The following is a 16,755-nucleotide window of genomic DNA, read 5'->3' as shown; positions in this document are numbered from 1 at the left end:
CTCCGGGACGTGAATGCTACAGAATCGACTGACCCGTCTTGGCCCAGTCCGTCATGAAGGCATCAAGACCCTTGTCGGTTAACGGGTGGTTCACCAGCGCCTTGAAGGTGTCGGCGCCGAAGGTGGCGGCGTCCGATCCGGCGACGGCGGCGGCGGCCACATGTCCCACATTGCGCAGGGACGCGGCCAGGATCTGGGTGTCGAAGCCGTGGACGTCATACAGGACGCGGATTTCTTCCAGCAGGCCGATGCCGTCGGCGCCGTTGTCTTCCAGGCGACCGACGAAGGGAGAGACGAAGGTGGCGCCGGCCTTGGCGGCCAGAAGGGCCTGGGCGGCCGAGAAGCACAGGGTGACGTTGGTCTTGATGCCCTTGTCGGTGAAGACGCGGCAGGCGCGCAGCCCGTCCCAGGTCAGGGGCAGTTTCACGACCACGTTCGGGGCGATGGCGGCCAGCTTGTCGCCCTCCTTGACCATGGTCTCGAAATCGAGCGAGACGGCCTCGGCGGAAATCGGCCCCTCGACCAGGGCGCAGATTTCGGCGATGACCTCGGCCATGTTCCGGCCCGACTTGGCGATCAGCGACGGATTGGTGGTGACGCCGTCCACCATTCCGGTGGGGACCATGTCCTTGATGACGGCGACGTCGGCGGTATCGAGAAAGAGTTTCATGGGCGGCTTCATAGCCGAGGGCGAAGTTCGGTGAAAGTCGCCTCGGTCCTCATTCCCCTGCCGGTGCCGGAAGCCTTCGATTACGAGGTTCCCGAAGGCATGACCCTGGCGCGTGGCGATCAGGTCGCGGCGCCGCTGGGGCCGCGCCTGATACGGGGCGTGGTGTCGGAGGTGTTCGAGACGACGGGATCGAACCGGCGGCTAAAGGCGGTGGACAGTCGGCTGGACGATCCGGCCCTGCCGGCGGGCGTCATGGATTTCGTGGAATGGGCCGGGCGCTGGACCCTGTCGCCGCCGGGCGAGATGGCGGCGACGGCGTTGAAGGGCCTTCGCGCGCCGCGTCCCCGGCCAGAACGGCGGGTGCGGCGGGTAGGCGAGCGGGCGCCGTCGCGGGCCACCCCGGCGCGAACGGGCGTGCTGGAGGCCCTGGGCGAGCGATCCATGAAGGGCGCCGATCTGGCGCGAGCGGCGGGGGTGTCGTCCGCCGTGGTCAAGGGACTGATCGACGAAGGCGTGCTGGAGATCATCGAGATCGCGGCCGAGGCGGCGTTCGACCGACCCGATCCTGATCATGCGCCCGCATCACTGAACGGGGATCAGGCGGCAGCCGCGGCGGCCCTGTCGGCGGGTGTGACCGGCGGCGGTTTCCGACCCTTCCTGCTGGACGGGGTGACGGGGTCGGGCAAGACCGAGGCCTATCTGGAAGCCGTCGCGCGGGTTCTGCGGGCCGACCCGACCGCGCAGATCCTGATCCTGTTGCCCGAGATCGCCCTGACGCAGGCCCTGATCGAGCGGATCACGGCGCGGTTCGGCGCGGCCCCGGCCGAATGGCATTCCGGCGTCGCCCCGCCGCGCCGTCGCCAGGTGTGGGAGGCGGTGGTCGCCGGGCGTTGCAATATCGTGGTCGGGGCGCGGTCGGCCCTGTTCCTGCCCTTCGTGAACCTGCGCCTTATCGTGGTGGACGAGGAGCACGACGGCTCGTTCAAGCAGGAGGAGGGACTGGTCTATCACGGTCGCGACCTGGCGGTGGCGCGGGCGCGGATCGAGGGGGCGTCGGTGGTCCTGGCCTCGGCGACGCCGTCGCTGGAGACGCTGTGGAACGCCCAGAGCGGTCGCTACGACTGGCTGAAGCTGGGCGCGCGGCACGGGACGGCGGTCCTGCCGGACATCGCCCTGCTGGACCTGCGCCAGAATACGCCCGATCCCCAGACCTGGCTGTCGCAGCCGCTGCGGCTGGCCATTGGCGAGACCTTGCTGCGCGGCGAGCAGACCCTGCTGTTCCTGAACCGGCGCGGATACGCCCCCGTCGTCCTGTGCCGCGCCTGCGGGCATCGGCTGACGGCGCCGGACACCGACAGTTGGCTGGTCGAGCATCGCTATACCGGCCGGCTGGTCTGTCACCTGACCGGCTTTTCCATGGCGCGTCCGAAGCTGTGTCCGTCGTGCGGGGCAGAGGATTCGCTGGTCTCGGTCGGACCGGGCGTGGAGCGGGTCGAGGAGGAGGTGCGCCAACTGTTCCCCGAGGCGCGGACGGCGGTGTTCAGTTCGGACACCGCGCCGGACGCCAAGTCGGCGCGCGCGCTGATCCAGCGGATGACCGACGGCGAGATCGACATTCTGGTCGCCACCCAGGCGGCGGCCAAGGGGCACAACTTCCCGCGCCTGACCCTGGTCGGGGTGGTGGATGCAGACCTGGGCCTGCGTGGCGGCGACCTGCGGGCGGCCGAGCGGACCTATCAACTGCTGGCTCAGGCGACCGGGCGGGCGGGGCGGGCGGATCGGCCGGGGCGGGCCATTTTGCAGACCTGGACGCCCGAGCATCCGGTGCTGATGGCGTTGGCGGCGGGCGACCGCGACGCCTTCGTCGAGGCGGAGATGGCCGAGCGCGAGGCGGCGTCGCTTCCGCCCTATGGCCGGCTGGCGGCGATCATCCTGTCCAGCGAGAATGCGGCTGCGGTGGAGAAGACAGCCAACGACCTGGCCCAGGCCATTCCCAACGCCGAACGGCTGGAGGTCTATGGTCCCGCCGACGCGCCGCTGGCCCTGGTGCGTGGACGCCGGCGCAAGCGGCTGCTGGTGCGGGCCGACCGCGACGTGAACATCCAGGCCTTTCTGCGGGCCTGGCTGGCGCGGGTGAAGGTGCCGGGCTCGGTCCGCCTGACGGTGGACGTGGACCCCTATTCGTTCCTTTAGGCGCTCAGGCCGCCATGACGGTGCCGAGCAGCACGCGGGCGCCGGCCCTGCCCAGGGTGGCGTTGGTCGCCGCTTGAAGCTCGGCCGACAACTGGTCGATATTGGGCACGGCGCCGGGACGCAGGCCGTTGGCGAACCGCTGGGCGGCCGTGTTGTAGGCGGCGCGCAAACGCGGCGCGGACTGCTGGGCGCGGGTGCGAAGGGCGGCGTCGGGCACATCGACCCCCGTCTCGATGGTCAGAACCCCGCGACGGCCGCTGGCGTGGATGATCGAGGCGGTGATGACGGGCAGGCGGAAATAGGTGTCGGCGGACGCAGCCCCGCCGCCGCTCGACGCGCGAGCGGAGGTCGAGGCGGCGGCGGCCGTCGCAACGACGGCGAGACCGAGAAGGGCGCGGCGTTCCATGCCGCCAGACCTAACCCCAATCTCTTAATTCGCCGTTGCTCCCACCGGCATGGGCTTCAGATCCAGCAGGGCGAACAGGCGGGCGTCCTCGTCCTGTTCGGGATTGGGGGTGGTCAGTAGTTTGCCGCCGACGAAGATGGAGTTGGCGCCGGCCAGGAAGCAAAGCGCCTGCATCTCGGGGCTCATGGTCTCGCGGCCGGCGGACAGGCGCACCATCGCCCTGGGGCAGACCAGGCGGGCGACGGCGACGGTGCGGACGAACTCGATGGGGTCGATCTCGCCGGTCTTCAGGACGCGCTCGCCCAGCGGTGTTCCCGTGACGGGGACCAGGGCGTTGACCGGCAGGCTGTCGGGATGGACGGGCAGGGTGGCCAGGGCGTGCAGCAGGCCCGCTCGATCGCGCCGCGCCTCGCCCATGCCGACGATGCCCCCGCAGCAGGTGCTCATGCCCGCGTCGCGGACATGCTCCAGCGTGTCGAGCCTGTCCTGATAGCTGCGGGTGGTGACGACCTCGGCATAGTAGTCGGGGCCGGTGTCGAGGTTGTGGTTGTAGTAGTCGAGCCCGGCGTCCTTGAGCTGGCGCGCCTGATCGGCGGTCAGCATGCCCAGGGTGGCGCAGGTTTCCAGCCCCAGGGCCTTCACGCCCGAGATCATCGCCGCCAGCTTGGGCGTGTCGCGATCCTTCAACTCGCGCCAGGCCGCGCCCATGCAGAAGCGGCTGGCGCCCCCGGCCTTTGCGGCCATGGCCTCGGCGATGACGGTGGTCGGCTCCATCAGCTTTTCGGCCTTCAGCCCGGTCTTGAAACTGGCCGATTGCGAGCAGTAACCGCAGTTCTCGGCGCAGCCGCCGGTCTTGATCGACAGCAGCTGCGACTTCTGGACCTGGCTGGGGTCGAACCAGCGCCGGTGGACCGTGGCGGCGTCGAACACCAGTTCCATGAAGGGTCGGGCGAACAGGGCCTCGACCTCCTCCAGCGTCCAGTCGTGGCGGGGTTGCGCCGCGTCGATGCAAGCGTCGAGACGGGCGGGGAGGGTGCGGGAGAGGTCGTCGGCCATGAGGCACGACTAGCATCCGTTTCCCCTGATGCAAGCAGGGTCATATGCAAAAACGTAATTTTGCAAATATTCGCCTTCACAAATCGGGCGCGATGGTGTCGCATCACATAAGGATATCTTTATGGGTTTCTTGCTCATAAAGGCCGGGCGGGCTATGAGGCCCCAAACCTTCATGAGGCTCGGAGCCCCGACATGACCGACTACATCGTCCGCGACATTTCCCTGGCCGACTGGGGCAACAAGGAAATCGAGATAGCCGAGACCGAAATGCCGGGCCTGATGTCCCTGCGCGAGGAGTTCGGCGCCAGCCAGCCGCTGAAGGGCGCCCGCATCGCCGGCAGCCTGCACATGACCATCCAGACGGCGGTCCTGATCCAGACGCTGGAAGCCCTGGGCGCCGAAGTGCGCTGGGCCTCGTGCAACATCTTCTCGACCCAGGACCACGCCGCCGCCGCCATCGCGGCCGCCGGCACGCCGGTCTTCGCCACCAAGGGCGAGACGCTGGAAGAATATTGGGACTATGCCCACAAGATCTTCGAATGGGCCGACGGCGGCTATCCGAACCTGATCCTGGACGACGGCGGCGACGCCACCCTGCTGACCGTGCTGGGCCCCAAGGCCGAGAAGGACATCTCGGTCCTGGCCAACCCGCAGAACGAGGAAGAAGAAGCCCTGTTCGCGGTGATGAAACGCTACATCGCCGAGAAGCCCGGCTTCTATTCGGCCATTCGCGACGCCATCGGCGGCGTGTCGGAAGAGACGACCACGGGCGTTCACCGTCTGTATCAGATGGCCGAAAAGGGCGAGCTGCCCTTCCCCGCCATCAACGTCAACGACAGCGTCACCAAGTCCAAGTTCGACAACCTGTACGGCTGCCGTGAATCGCTGGTCGACGCCATCCGTCGCGGCACCGACGTCATGCTGTCGGGCAAGGTCGCCGTGGTCTGCGGCTATGGCGACGTGGGCAAGGGCTCGGCCGCCTCGCTGCGCCAGGGCGGCGCCCGCGTGATCGTGACCGAGATCGACCCGATCTGCGCCCTGCAGGCCGCGATGGAAGGCTATGAGGTCCAGACGCTGGACGACAGCGCCGGCCGCGCCGACATCTATGTGACGACGACCGGCAACAAGGACGTCATCACCGTCGATCACATGCGGCAGATGAAGAACAACGCCATCGTCTGCAACATCGGTCACTTCGACAGCGAGATCCAGGTCGCCGGCCTGAAGAACTTCAAGTGGGACGAGATCAAGCCGCAGGTCCACCACATCGAGTTCCCGGACGGCAAGAAGATCATCCTGCTGTCGGAAGGCCGTCTGGTGAACCTGGGCAATGCGACGGGCCACCCGTCCTTCGTGATGTCGGCGTCCTTCACCAACCAGACGCTGGCCCAGATCGAGTTGTGGACCAACGCCAAGGCCTACGACAACCAGGTCTATACCCTGCCCAAGCACCTGGACGAGAAGGTCGCCCTGCTGCACCTGGCCAAGCTGGGCGCCAAGCTGACCGTCCTGACCAAGGACCAGGCCGACTATATCAACGTGCCGGTCGAAGGCCCGTTCAAGGCGGATCACTACCGTTACTAAGACCCTCATACCGAGGGGCCGGTCATGACGAGGGCGTCGTTCGACGTCCTCGTCGTGGGGGCAGGGGCGGCCGGGATGATGGCCGCCATCGAGGCCGGGCAACGCGGGCGCCGAGTGTTGGTGGTGGATCATGCCGACCGGCCGGGCGAGAAGATCCGCATCTCGGGCGGCGGGCGCTGCAACTTCACCAATCTGGGCTGCGGGCCGGCGAACTTCTTGGGCGAGAACCCGCGGTTCGCGACCTCGGCCCTGCGCCGCTACACCCAGCACGACTTCATCAAGCGGATCGACAAGGCCGGAATCGCCTGGCACGAGAAGACGCTGGGTCAGTTGTTCTGCGACGACAGCGCCAAGAAAATCGTCCGTATGCTGACAGACGACATGGCGGCGGCGGGCGTAACCCTGAACATGAAAACCGGCGTGGAGCGGATCGCGCGATCCGGCGACGGCTGGTCTGCGATCCTGTCGGACGGGACGCAGGTCGCGGCGGCGTCGCTGGTCGTGGCGACGGGCGGCAAGTCGATCCCCAAGATGGGCGCCACCGGCTGGGCCTATGAGGTCGCGCGCCAGTTCGACATTCGCGTCACCGAGACGCGGCCGGCGCTGGTTCCACTGACGTTCGAGGCGGGGCTGCTGGAGACCCTGACGCCGCTGGCGGGCGTGGCGGTCGAGGCGCGCGTGGCCTCTGCGCCGACGGACAAGGCGCGCAAGGCCAGCTTCAACGAGGCGATGCTGTTCACCCATCGGGGGCTAAGCGGGCCGGCTATCCTTCAGATCAGCTCCTACTGGCGTGAGGGCGAGGCGGTGGTGGCCTCGATGGCGCCGGGTCGCGACGTGTTCGAGGAACTGAAGGCGGCCAAGGCGTCGAACGGCAAACAGGCCGTGCATACGGCGCTGGGCCATATCGTGCCGCGCCGTCTGGCCGAGAGCCTGTGCGTGCGCGAGGGCGCGGCGGGCAATCTGGCGGACCTGTCGGACAAGGTGCTGAGGCGGCTGGACCAGGCGGTCAACGCCTGGGCGGTCAAGCCTGTGGGGTCGGAAGGCTATCGCACCGCCGAGGTCACCCTGGGCGGGGTGGATACCGCCGCGCTGGACCAGCAGACGATGCAGGCCAAGGCCGTTCCAGGGCTGTATTTCATCGGCGAGGCGGTGGACGTGACCGGCTGGCTTGGCGGTTATAATTTCCAGTGGGCCTGGTCGTCGGGCTGGACTGCCGGGCAGGTCTGCTGAGGCGACCGGGGCTCGGCGACCGTGATTGCACGCGGGAAAAACAGTGCAATGAGTGCAATCTCAAAACTACATCTTTGATTTTCTGTGATAAAATCCTGAACTGAAATTGCACTGTGCAATCAGGTGCAATTTGGCGCGAAGTTGGACTCCGAAAAAAACAGTCCAACGAGTCCAAGTGTCCAAGTGGGTTCTGCGATGTCAAAGACCGGGAGGGCATCATATCTGATCCCGGCATCGTGGATGGTCGATTGCCGCTGCTGATCCTCAAGTCTCTGAAAAGACGTCGTTTCGTTGCCCGGGATACGCGGGCTGGCGGCGATGACCTATCACTATGCAGGCCTGCGGCCCCGCGACGCATGGCGGCGGGGCGGGACGGCGCCTAGCTTGAAGGAGCGGAACGGGCCCTTTGGCGTTGTTGCGGTCTGGCGTTCCCCCTTCCTTGCGCCGGGCTGGGCGACGCGATGTCGGACCGCACGGGTGCGTCGATGCGATGGGCTTTGTCCCCCTCCTGGCCTGTCGTATCGACCACCCGATCCTGATTTTTCGACCGGAGCCAGATAATGCCTCTTCTGATGTGCCCGAACGACAACGCCGCCATGCAGACGCTGGAGCGTAACGGCGTCCAGTTCGACATGTGTCCCGACTGCCGTGGCGTCTGGCTGGATCGCGGCGAGCTGGAAAAACTGATGGCCGCCGCCGTCGAGGAAGGCCGCGCCGCCGCGCCGGTCGCGCCCGCGGCCCAGGCCTATGCCCCGCCGCCGCAACCGCAGCAATACGCCCAGCCTCAACCCCAGCCGTGGGGCGGGGCGGCGCCTCAGCCCTATCGCGACGACCGGGGCTACAGGAGCGACAAACATCGCGACGGCCGCCATGGCGACGACGACTATCGCTACAAGAAAAAGAAGCGCGACAGCATCTTCGACATCTTCGACTGAGTAGCCCAAAATCCGTCACCCTCGGGCTTGTCCCGAGGGCCCACCTGCGGTCGCGCTCAGGACGGGAGGGTTCAAACGGGCGGTGCGTAACCCCGACTTTCCGTGTCCAACTTGCCGTAGGCCCTCGGGACGAGCCCGAGGGTGACAGGTTGGGGGAGAGGCTAGGCGGCGAGACCCGCCGCCTGCATCAGGCTCTTCAGGGCGGCGACGCTTTCGGGCGCGGCAGACAGGGCGGTGCGGACGTCCGGCGCGCGCAGCAGCTTGATCGCCTCGGACCGGGCGCGGTCGGCCGCCGGCCCCAATGGGCCAGCCTCCCCCACCGCCAGTTTCAGCAGGGCCGCCAGCTTCTGGGGCGCGGCGACCTGGGCGCGGACGATCTGGGCGACCAGGTTGGCGTCGGCCTCCAGATTGGCGCCGACCGCACCGATGGCCTCGGCGATCTGGGTCTGGTCGTGTTCGCCCAGATGGGCGGCGCGGACCGCGCGTTGCAGCCGCGCCAGGGTCGCCAGTTTCTGTGACGCGCTGGGGCCGCCGGGCACGGCCTGACGCATCTCGGTCTCGAACCGCAGCGAGCCGATACAGGCGCTGAGCCAGCGGGCGGCGGCGCGCTTGTTGGCCCCGCCGGTGACGTTCTCGCACAGCCGTGTCAGCTGCTCGGCCTCGGCCAGGACGGTGGGGCAGGGGTTGACGTAGGCGCCGACGAAGTCCGCCGTGACCAGGCTCTTGGAGCGTTCGACGAAGGCGGTCTGAACCTCTTCCAGCGTCAACAGCCGGCCGGCCGAGGAGGTCAGGGCCATGGCCAGAAGCCGCAGGATGTCGATCTCGCCCACCGGGTCGGCGGGGCGAAGCCGGCGCGGGCTGGTCAGTTCGCGCGTCACCAGACGGGCCAGGGACGCGGCCAGCAGCGGGAAGTCGCCGGCCGCCAGATGCACGCCCAGGCGCGCGGCCGGGCCGTCCACATCGGGCATCATCAGGGCCAGACGCGGGTCCATGCGCAGCAGACCGTCCATCTCGGCCGGGGCCACCATCCGCACGATGGCCGCCAGATTGGCGCCCTGATCCAGCGACGGACCGAGGATTTCGGTCAGGTTGGTGCGCACCGCCAGCATCTCGGCGACGATCTGTTCGACCACCACCACGACCAGGGCGCGCGGCGGGCCGTCGGCCGGAGCCGCGTCCATCAAATCCATCAGCGCGCCCAGCCGCTCGCGCGCTCCGCGTCGGTCCTTCAGGGCGCCGGCGACGACGCCGCCCATGCTGAAGGCGCGATCCGAAGAACCGGCCAGACGGTGCGCCAGATCCGAGATGGAGCGGCCTTCCAGGGCGGGGAACATGCCGTCGCGGCCGGCCTTGCGCAGGCGCGCCATGCCCTGTTCGACCAGCTTCTGATAATGGCGCACGACGCCGTGCACATCCTGGCCCGTGGCCTGGCTTTCGGGGACCGCGACCTTCTGGATGGCGTGTTGAAGCTCGACGCCCGAGGCCTCCAGTCGTTCGGCCACGTGCGGGCGGTGCAGCAGTTCGAAGGCGGTGACGCCCTCGCGCTTCAGCCAATCCTCCAGCACCCGGCCGATCAGGGCGCGGGCGTGGGGGGAATAGAGCTCGGCCGGTCCGCTGCAGGCCGGGCGCAGCGTCGGGTCGGCGACCTTCTTCTTTTTCTCTTCCGGCGCGCCCAGGGTCAGGATGGTCAGGGAGCTGAACTCCATCGTGTCGGGGTCCAGCGTCTCCTTGGTGACGCGTGAGGCGACGGCGAGGCGGTCGTTCAGCTGGTCTTCGGCGGTCTCGATGGCGTGTTTGCGGTCTTCGGTGGCGATCAGCAGGGTCCAGGCGGACGGCGCGCTCTTGCGGACATAGACTTCGTAGTGGATCGGACCGGCCATGGCCCACCCTGGCGCGCAAGGCTTTAAGGCGAGGTTTGCAGAGGCGAATTTGGCGCCGCGTTGAAATGGGCGGGGCGACGAACCATCTTGGGCGTTCGCGGGCTGTTGGAGATTGTGGAGCGAATTCCCTTCTGCCCGCCGGGCTCCAGCCCTAATGTCACCGTGATCGAACGGTTACGCTTGTTGCGCGTTGTCGTTCGCGAGAACGCAAGTTCAGGAGAAGACAGACTTGGCCAATATCACCCTGATCGATGACGACGAGAACATCGTGGCGTCCGTGTCGCTGGCGCTGGAAAGCCATGGCCACAAGATCACCGCCTATCACGACGGCGCATCGGGCCTGGCCGCGCTGGAATCCTCGCCGCCCGATCTGGCGATCCTGGACGTGAAGATGCCGCGCATGGATGGGATGGAGGTGCTGCGTCGCCTGCGCCAGACCTCGCAGATCCCGGTCATCATGCTGACGTCCAAGGACGAGGAGATCGACGAGATTCTCGGCTTTAACCTGGGCGCCGACGACTATATGCACAAACCGTTCAGCCAGCGGCTGCTGATCGAACGGGTCAAGGCGCTGCTGCGCCGCACCGGCGCCGACGGCGGCGAGCCGGAGACGGCGGCCGAGGTCTCGGGGCGCGCCATCAAGCGCGGCAAGCTGTCGATGGACCCCGCGCGTCACGAATCCACTTGGGAAGGCAAGCCGGTCAAGCTGACGGTGACCGAGTTCCTGCTGCTGCAGGCCCTGGCCCAGCGTCCCGGCTTCGTGAAGAGCCGCGACAACCTCATGGACGCCGCCTACGACGATCAGGTCTATGTCGACGACCGCACCATCGACAGCCACGTGAAACGGATGCGCAAGAAGTTCCGCGCCGTGGACAATGAGTTCGACGCGATCGAGACCCTGTATGGCGTCGGCTACCGCTACCGCGAGAGCTGATCTTCCGGGCGGGCGAGAGCCCGACGAGGAGCCTGTGCGCCGGCCGTTGTTCCGCTTCGGCGGATCGCGGCTGGGCGGCTTTATTCTGGTGCTCAACCTGCTCAGCCTGCTGATCCTGTTCGGCGGCGCCTTGCTGCTGAACGAGTGGAGCAAGGGGCTGGTCGGCGCGCGTCAGGAATCGCTGAGCGTCCAGGCCGAACTGCTGGCTAACGTCCTGCGCGAGGAGGGCGTGACGCGGGGCGAGCCGACGCCGGAGCTGGACCCCATCCGCGCCTCGCTGTGGCTGACCGACCGGTTTATTCCGGCGGGGCAGCGGGTAAGGCTTTACGACATCAACGGCCTGTTGCTGGTGGACAGCTATCAGGTGACCGAGGCCATCGGCGGACAGCCCCTGCCCGACGCCAATCCGGCCGGCGCCCCGACGCCCGACAGCGCGGCCGAAAGCATCGTGTCCGAGCGCCGCGTCGCCCGCGCCGACAGCGAGCTGGCCGCCGAGGTCTCGGCCGCGCTGGAAGGCGCACCCCAGGCGACCCTGCGCCGCAACGAATCCGGCGACCGGGTCGTGTCCGTCTCTATTCCCGTGCGCCATGTGCGCCAGGTGCTGGGCGTGCTGACGGTCGAATCCGGCGACGTGGACGAAATTCTGAGCGCTCAGCGGCGCGCCCTGGTGCCGTTCGCCCTGGTGGCGCTGGGGGTCAATCTGCTGGCCTCGCTGCTGCTGCATCTGTTCGTGGCGCGGCCGATCATGCGGCTGTCGGCGGCGGCGGATCAGGTCAAGCTGCAACGGGCGCGGGCCATCTCCCTGCCCGATCTGGAGGATCGCAAGGACGAGATCGGCGATCTGGCGCGCTCGCTGGAATCCATGACCGACACCCTGTCGACGCGGATGGACGCCATCGAGCGGTTTGCGGCCGATGTGTCGCACGAGATCAAGAACCCCCTGACCTCGATCCGTTCGGCGCTGGAAACCCTGCCGCTGGTCAAGACCGACGCGCACCGCGAGAAGTTGACGGCCCTGTTGCAGCAGGACGTGCGTAGGCTGGACCGGCTGATCACCGACATTTCGAATGCGTCGCGGCTGGATGCAGAGCTGTCGCGGGATCGGCCGCGCCCGGTGGACGTGAACCGGCTGCTGGGCGACATCGTCGGCATCTATGAGACGACGGCCAAGCCCGGAGACATCCCGGTCGCGTTCACAGCGCCGGAGCAGGCCTTGCGCGTCATGGGACGCGACGGGCCGCTGGGTCAGGTGTTCCGCAATCTGATCGACAACGCCCGCTCGTTCAGCCCGGCCGGCGGCGTGGTCAAAGTGACACTGGAAGAGACGACCGACGACCTGCCGATCCGGGTCCGGGTCGAGGACCAGGGGCCGGGCATTCCGGCCGAGAACCTGGAGACGGTGTTCGAGCGGTTCTACACCTCGCGGCCCAAGGGGGCGGTGTTCGGATCGAACTCGGGCCTGGGCCTGTCCATCGTGCGTCAGATCGCCGAGGCGCACGGCGGACGCGTCCATGCGGAAAACCGTCCCGAGGGCGGCGCCCGGTTCGAGATCGTCTTCCCGGCGGTCGGCCGCAGGGCATGAGGATGGAACCGCCCGTCCACGCCACCACGGTCGCCGTTCGCAGGCGCGGCGAGTGGCAGGGGGTGATGATCCTGGGGCCGTCGGGCGTGGGCAAGAGCGATCTGGCGCTGAGGCTGATCGCGCGGGGCTGGCGGCTGGTCAGCGACGACTACACCCAGGTCTGGACGTCGGGCGGGGCGGTTCATGCCTCGGCGCCGGCCTCGATCGCGGGTCGGATCGAGGTGCGCGGGGTCGGAATCGTGTCCGCCAGAACACGCCCGTTGGCCCGAGTGGTGCTGGCCGTCGCCTGCGTGCCGGAGGCCGTCGAACGGCTTCCAGAGCCGCAGTTCCGGCGTTTCGCGGGGGTGGACCTGCCCCTCTTGGCGCTGGACCCCCGACCGGCTTCGGCCGTCGATGTGGTCGCAGCGGCGTTGGAGACGCTTTGAAACCCCGAAAGACGGGTCTATGACACGCCCCTTGCGGTCCACAGAGGGCGGCGTCCGGCCTCCCTTGCCGGGCGGGGGAATGCCTGGGACGGTTCGGGGCGGGATGCGAGTGAAGTCCTCATGATCGGTCTGGTGATCGTCACCCACGGCGGGCTGGCGTCCGAATTTCTTTCCGCGATGGAGCATGTGGTCGGCCCGCAGCGCGGCGTCGCGGCCATCTGCATCGGGCCGGAAGACGACATGGAGCGTCGGCGTCGCGACATCGTGGACGCCGCGGCGGCCGTGGACGACGGCGACGGCGTCATCCTGCTGACCGACATGTTCGGCGGCACGCCGTCGAACCTGGCGATTTCGGTGATGGAACAGACCCACGCCGAGGTGATCGCGGGGCTGAACCTGCCCATGCTGATCAAACTGGCCAGCGTGCGCGGGCGCGAGACGCTGGAGTCCTGTGTGGCCCATGCGCAGGACGCCGGCCGCAAATACATCTCCGTCGCGTCCTGGGTGCTCGCAGGCGAAAAATGACTGTCGCGGCGACCCTGAACATCTGCAACACGCGCGGCCTGCACGCCCGCGCCTCGGCCAAGTTCGTCAAACTGGCCTCCAGCTTCGAAAGCGAAATCCACGTCACCCGCGACGGCGTGACGGTGGACGCCCGCTCGATCATGGGCCTGCTGATGCTGGGCGCCGGCATCGGCTGCAGCATCGACGTCTCCGCCGAAGGGCCGGACGCCGAAGAGGCGATGGAAGCCCTGACGGACCTTGTTGCGCGGAAGTTCGACGAGGATCAGTGACGGCCGCCGTCACGCTCGGCCCTGACAGCAACATTCCGATCACCTTTTTAGGATGGGTGGCGGACCACCAACTCACCGATAGGTTTTCAACTTGGGGTTCACGCTTTTGGAGGATGCTTCCTCCATGGCGATTTACAGTTCCCAAGCCAGAACGCTGGCCAAGGCCAATCCATTTCAGAAATTCGCCAGCGTGGAAGCCGCGCGTTTTGGTGTCGAAGAAGGCGCGGCAGGGTTTTTCGCCATCGCGATCACACACGTCTTTTCGGCCATCTACGCATGGCAGTTTCCGTTCAGCACGTTTGTCACCCGAGACCCGAATGCAACCTCGCCCCTTCTCCTTGTTATGGCAGCAGTCGCGATGGCTGGGGGCTTCTATCTTCGTTCTGTCCCTAATCGCTTTGTCGCTCTCGGGATGACGGCATGGGCGATTGTCGGCCTCGTGTTTCCTTTCACCAGATGGGTTTATGGCTGGGCTGCTCTTTCCGCATTCAGCCTGGTCGCTGTTCTGGCGGGTGTTCTGGCGACGCGTGCCGCCTTTGCGCTGGTTGACCTTCGCAAGGCGCAAGCAAAGTGAGCTTTCGCAACCGGCCTGAGCGGATGGTCGCAGCGGCTTGGAATTGGACGCGGCGTTGATGAGTCGCCGCACATTGATGTGGGCGTTTTCGCCCCTTTGCCTTCTGGCTCTTGCGTCTTACGCCCCAGCTGGAGACCCCAAACCTGGAGATATCGTAAAGCCGGGGCGACCCCGCTTGTCGATTACCAAGCCTCAAGGTTTGGTGGAGCAGAGCCTCTACGAATATGTCACCGGCGGTCATCGGACTACGGGGAAGAGAATACGCTTCCGACTGCCTCCTGTCATGGTTTTGCCCGACGCGACGCCCGGCCCGAGGATGCGGTTGAGCATCAAAATATCAATGACGGACGGCACCTCGCCCGACCAACAGGATATCAGTGTGCGGATATACAGTGCGGATGTCGGCGGAAACATCGGAGCCCGGAACATTAGCGAGTTCAACCACGCGTTTGGCGTGTTCGGATTCCCTGTCGCGAACGGCCTCGTGCTGGATCCCCAATCCTGTGACGTGGATCGCTACTCGGCGACTGAGTTTTCGTCCTCACAGCGATCCCTTCTTGTCGCTGCGGACATGCCCGCCGACGGACCTCCCGCGCCCGATACCTTCGTCGTCGGTTATCCCAAAGGCGCTGAGTCATATGAGGCCGTAGGAGGCTGTTTCGAATGGAGCGGAAACTGCGCCCTTCAGTCCAGTTACAGGGGTTGGCCGATCTATATTTCCTTCAAGAAGACGGATGCGTGCGGGGTGATCGAGATCATCAGACGCGTCCGTGTCTCTTTGAGTCGGTATCTAGTCGATGAGACCCCACGCGGGCCTGCGTATGCCGATACCCGTTGGACCCCGGTTACTGATCGCTGGAGAGACTGATTATGAGGTTTCTAGGATTATCTATCCTTGGTCTATTGGCGGCGTGTTCCTCGCCAGCCAGCCCTCAACCGACCAACCAAGGACCAGCAACCAATGCTGAAATCGAAAGCCATCTCAAGGATCGTCTGAGAGAATTGGCGATCGCCTATCCTGCGGCCGAGCTTTCAGCATTTGCGTTCTCGACCGACAGGCGCACGATTTGCGGGCTTGTCACATCGCCAGGAGAAACGCCGATGGTGTTCATATCCAGCGACACGACCCCGGACACGGCCGAGGATAGGCCGCTGGGAATCCCCAATCTGGCGCGGACCGGCAATTGGTCTCACGAGCGCAACCAAGCGGCCCAAGTCAGGGTAAGGCGACAGTGCGCAGCCCAAGGCGTGGTGGTGAGACAGTAAGATGAAGTTTGGCGCTTAGACTGGGATTTGCTGATCCGCAAAACACATCAAGGTGCTGACGCATCGGTTTTCCCGAGGATGACGGGGGCGGGCGCTACAGCCCCAGCGCCCTGCGGATGTCGCGCCAATCGACGTATTTGAAGTTCTGCGTGCCGACGTCGTTGACGTCGTCCTGGATCACGACGACGCCTTCGGGGAATGGGCCGACCGGGCCGCTGGCGGCGGCGAGGCCGTCGGTGCCGGTGACGCCGTCGACCGCGCCGTCAACGACCTTGAACCGACCTATATATTCCGGCGCCGCGCCGTCGATGCGCCAGACGGGGAAGGTGGAATCGCCCTGGCTGGAGGCGATCAGGTAACGGCCCGAGGCGTCGGTGATGGTCGTCAGGCCTTCGGCGTCGGCGACCAGAATGTCCCTGGCGATGGGCTGGATCAGGGTGCGGGCCGCGCCGGACGTCGGGTTCAGGCCATAGCGCCACAGGCCCACGTTCTCCTCGGTGATATAGAGGGCGTCGGTGGCCTCGTCGGCGGCGCAGCCTTCGGAGATGGTGCCGATCTCGGCGCGGCGTACCTCGCGGGCGGCGGGCTTGCCGTCAGCCCCGACGCTCAGGATGAACTGGCGCAGTTCGCCCTCATGGCCGACCAGGATGGCATGAACCTCGGCCCCGCGACGCGCGAAGCAGAAGCCGTAGGGTTCGATCACGTCGGTGGCGACGGCGCCCCAATAGCGCACGCCGTTCTGGCCAGTCCCGGCCGGATCGAAGGTGTAGAGCGAGATGCCGGTCTTGCCCGGCGTGCGGTCGCTGGCGCCCAGCACCACCTGAGGGCGGCCGCCGACCGACAGACCCTCGACCACATCGACATTGTTCAGCAGGCCCTCGGGCAGGAACTGCAGGATCTGGCCGTCGAAGCCATAGATATAGAGGCCGGACTTCTTGTCCGTGCCGGCGACGAAGCCGGGGGTCTGTTGTCCCATCACCGTGACCGGCGTTGCGCCGGCCCAGACGGCGGGGTCGTCGGCGGCGTCCTGACCGGCCGTACCGACCGACGGGGTTTCGATAACGGCCTGGACCGGGGCGCCGGGGCCGACGAAGCCTTCGCCCTCGCCCTGGAAATCGACTTCCGTCGTGGCGCAGGCGGCCAGAAGCGACATTATGGCGCAGGCGGACAGCAGGCGGGTGGTCGAGCGGCGCATTCTGGTCCCCGAAATGGTCTGATGGCGTCCT

15 protein-coding genes are annotated in these 16,755 nt (G+C 66.8%); 10 read left to right on the top strand and 5 right to left on the bottom strand.

What is annotated here, in order from left to right:
• Nucleotides 1-16 precede the first annotated feature (16 nt).
• Entirely contained in the window at nt 17-670 is a 654-nt protein-coding gene (gene fsa / locus AC3ISA_RS05165) for a fructose-6-phosphate aldolase (RefSeq protein ID WP_489179625.1), read from the bottom strand.
• 30 nt (nt 671-700) lie between these two features.
• Here fsa and AC3ISA_RS05160 point away from each other — a divergent pair, with 30 nt between their 5' ends.
• The gene (locus AC3ISA_RS05160; protein WP_489179624.1) at nt 701-2,863 is read left to right on the top strand and encodes a primosomal protein N'; all 2,163 of its coding nucleotides are present in this window, start codon (nt 701-703) and stop codon (nt 2,861-2,863) included.
• A 4-nt stretch (nt 2,864-2,867) separates the two neighbouring features.
• On the opposite strand, the gene AC3ISA_RS05155 is transcribed toward AC3ISA_RS05160, so the two are convergent.
• Together AC3ISA_RS05155 and bioB are read right to left on the bottom strand one after the other, a co-directional pair.
• Nucleotides 2,868-3,269 (bottom strand): Tat pathway signal protein, encoded by a 402-nt coding sequence (locus tag AC3ISA_RS05155; RefSeq protein ID WP_489179623.1) that lies wholly within the window; start codon nt 3,267-3,269, stop codon nt 2,868-2,870.
• A 24-nt stretch (nt 3,270-3,293) separates the two neighbouring features.
• The gene (bioB, locus tag AC3ISA_RS05150) at nt 3,294-4,325 is read right to left on the bottom strand and encodes a biotin synthase BioB (RefSeq protein ID WP_489179622.1); all 1,032 of its coding nucleotides are present in this window, start codon (nt 4,323-4,325) and stop codon (nt 3,294-3,296) included.
• Between the two features lie 192 nt (nt 4,326-4,517).
• Here bioB and ahcY point away from each other — a divergent pair, with 192 nt between their 5' ends.
• The 3 genes from ahcY (at nt 4,518) to AC3ISA_RS05135 (ending at nt 8,074) form a co-directional block, all read left to right on the top strand.
• Entirely contained in the window at nt 4,518-5,909 is a 1,392-nt protein-coding gene (ahcY, locus tag AC3ISA_RS05145) for an adenosylhomocysteinase (RefSeq protein ID WP_489179621.1), read from the top strand.
• Between the two features lie 24 nt (nt 5,910-5,933).
• Nucleotides 5,934-7,139, top strand: coding sequence for a BaiN/RdsA family NAD(P)/FAD-dependent oxidoreductase (locus AC3ISA_RS05140; RefSeq protein WP_489179620.1), 1,206 nt, complete (start codon nt 5,934-5,936; stop codon nt 7,137-7,139).
• A 560-nt stretch (nt 7,140-7,699) separates the two neighbouring features.
• Nucleotides 7,700-8,074, top strand: coding sequence for a TFIIB-type zinc ribbon-containing protein (locus AC3ISA_RS05135; RefSeq protein ID WP_489179619.1), 375 nt, complete (start codon nt 7,700-7,702; stop codon nt 8,072-8,074).
• A gap of 161 nt (nt 8,075-8,235) precedes the next feature.
• Here the strand turns inward: AC3ISA_RS05135 and AC3ISA_RS05130 are convergent, their stop codons facing one another.
• Entirely contained in the window at nt 8,236-9,954 is a 1,719-nt protein-coding gene (locus AC3ISA_RS05130; RefSeq protein WP_489179618.1) for a hypothetical protein, read from the bottom strand.
• Nucleotides 9,955-10,183: 229 nt separating this feature from the next.
• Here AC3ISA_RS05130 and chvI point away from each other — a divergent pair, with 229 nt between their 5' ends.
• The 6 genes from chvI to AC3ISA_RS05100 all read left to right on the top strand — a co-directional run bounded on the left by chvI (nt 10,184) and on the right by AC3ISA_RS05100 (nt 14,263).
• The gene (gene chvI, locus AC3ISA_RS05125; RefSeq protein WP_372693363.1) at nt 10,184-10,888 is read left to right on the top strand and encodes a two-component response regulator ChvI; all 705 of its coding nucleotides are present in this window, start codon (nt 10,184-10,186) and stop codon (nt 10,886-10,888) included.
• A complete protein-coding gene (gene chvG, locus AC3ISA_RS05120) occupies nt 10,857-12,470 on the top strand; it encodes a two-component sensor histidine kinase ChvG (RefSeq protein ID WP_489179617.1) in 1,614 nt (537 codons plus the stop codon). The genes chvI and chvG overlap by 32 nt, the downstream gene beginning before the upstream one ends.
• Before the next feature lie 2 nt (nt 12,471-12,472).
• Entirely contained in the window at nt 12,473-12,895 is a 423-nt protein-coding gene (locus AC3ISA_RS05115; RefSeq protein WP_489179616.1) for an HPr kinase/phosphorylase, read from the top strand.
• A 120-nt stretch (nt 12,896-13,015) separates the two neighbouring features.
• Nucleotides 13,016-13,420 (top strand): PTS sugar transporter subunit IIA, encoded by a 405-nt coding sequence (locus AC3ISA_RS05110; RefSeq protein WP_135193946.1) that lies wholly within the window; start codon nt 13,016-13,018, stop codon nt 13,418-13,420.
• Nucleotides 13,417-13,689: an HPr family phosphocarrier protein gene (locus AC3ISA_RS05105; RefSeq protein WP_248119329.1), complete on the top strand. Its 273-nt coding sequence runs from the start codon at nt 13,417-13,419 to the stop codon at nt 13,687-13,689. The genes AC3ISA_RS05110 and AC3ISA_RS05105 overlap by 4 nt, the downstream gene beginning before the upstream one ends.
• Before the next feature lie 124 nt (nt 13,690-13,813).
• Nucleotides 13,814-14,263, top strand: coding sequence for a hypothetical protein (locus tag AC3ISA_RS05100; protein ID WP_489179615.1), 450 nt, complete (start codon nt 13,814-13,816; stop codon nt 14,261-14,263).
• A gap of 1,360 nt (nt 14,264-15,623) precedes the next feature.
• Here AC3ISA_RS05100 and AC3ISA_RS05095 read toward each other — a convergent pair.
• Nucleotides 15,624-16,724 carry a phytase gene (locus tag AC3ISA_RS05095; RefSeq protein WP_489179614.1) on the bottom strand — a complete coding sequence of 367 codons (1,101 nt, stop codon included), beginning with the start codon at nt 16,722-16,724 and terminating at the stop codon, nt 15,624-15,626.
• Nucleotides 16,725-16,755 lie beyond the last annotated feature (31 nt).

Source organism: Brevundimonas sp. KH_058 (assembly GCF_057838505.1).
The sequence above is the reverse complement of the archived record's forward strand: the minus strand, read 5'-3'. Positions and strand labels throughout refer to the sequence as shown.

Coding starts and splice junctions, on each gene's coding strand:
- fsa (WP_489179625.1), bottom strand. CDS start 670: ATGAAACTCTTTCTCGATACCGCCGACGTCGCCGTCATCAAGGACATG.
- AC3ISA_RS05155 (WP_489179623.1), bottom strand. CDS start 3,269: ATGGAACGCCGCGCCCTTCTCGGTCTCGCCGTCGTTGCGACGGCCGCC.
- bioB (WP_489179622.1), bottom strand. CDS start 4,325: ATGGCCGACGACCTCTCCCGCACCCTCCCCGCCCGTCTCGACGCTTGC.
- ahcY (WP_489179621.1), top strand. CDS start 4,518: ATGACCGACTACATCGTCCGCGACATTTCCCTGGCCGACTGGGGCAAC.
- AC3ISA_RS05140 (WP_489179620.1), top strand. CDS start 5,934: ATGACGAGGGCGTCGTTCGACGTCCTCGTCGTGGGGGCAGGGGCGGCC.
- AC3ISA_RS05135 (WP_489179619.1), top strand. CDS start 7,700: ATGCCTCTTCTGATGTGCCCGAACGACAACGCCGCCATGCAGACGCTG.
- AC3ISA_RS05130 (WP_489179618.1), bottom strand. CDS start 9,954: ATGGCCGGTCCGATCCACTACGAAGTCTATGTCCGCAAGAGCGCGCCG.
- chvG (WP_489179617.1), top strand. CDS start 10,857: ATGGCGTCGGCTACCGCTACCGCGAGAGCTGATCTTCCGGGCGGGCGA.
- AC3ISA_RS05115 (WP_489179616.1), top strand. CDS start 12,473: ATGGAACCGCCCGTCCACGCCACCACGGTCGCCGTTCGCAGGCGCGGC.
- AC3ISA_RS05110 (WP_135193946.1), top strand. CDS start 13,016: ATGATCGGTCTGGTGATCGTCACCCACGGCGGGCTGGCGTCCGAATTT.
- AC3ISA_RS05105 (WP_248119329.1), top strand. CDS start 13,417: ATGACTGTCGCGGCGACCCTGAACATCTGCAACACGCGCGGCCTGCAC.
- AC3ISA_RS05100 (WP_489179615.1), top strand. CDS start 13,814: ATGGCGATTTACAGTTCCCAAGCCAGAACGCTGGCCAAGGCCAATCCA.
- AC3ISA_RS05095 (WP_489179614.1), bottom strand. CDS start 16,724: ATGCGCCGCTCGACCACCCGCCTGCTGTCCGCCTGCGCCATAATGTCG.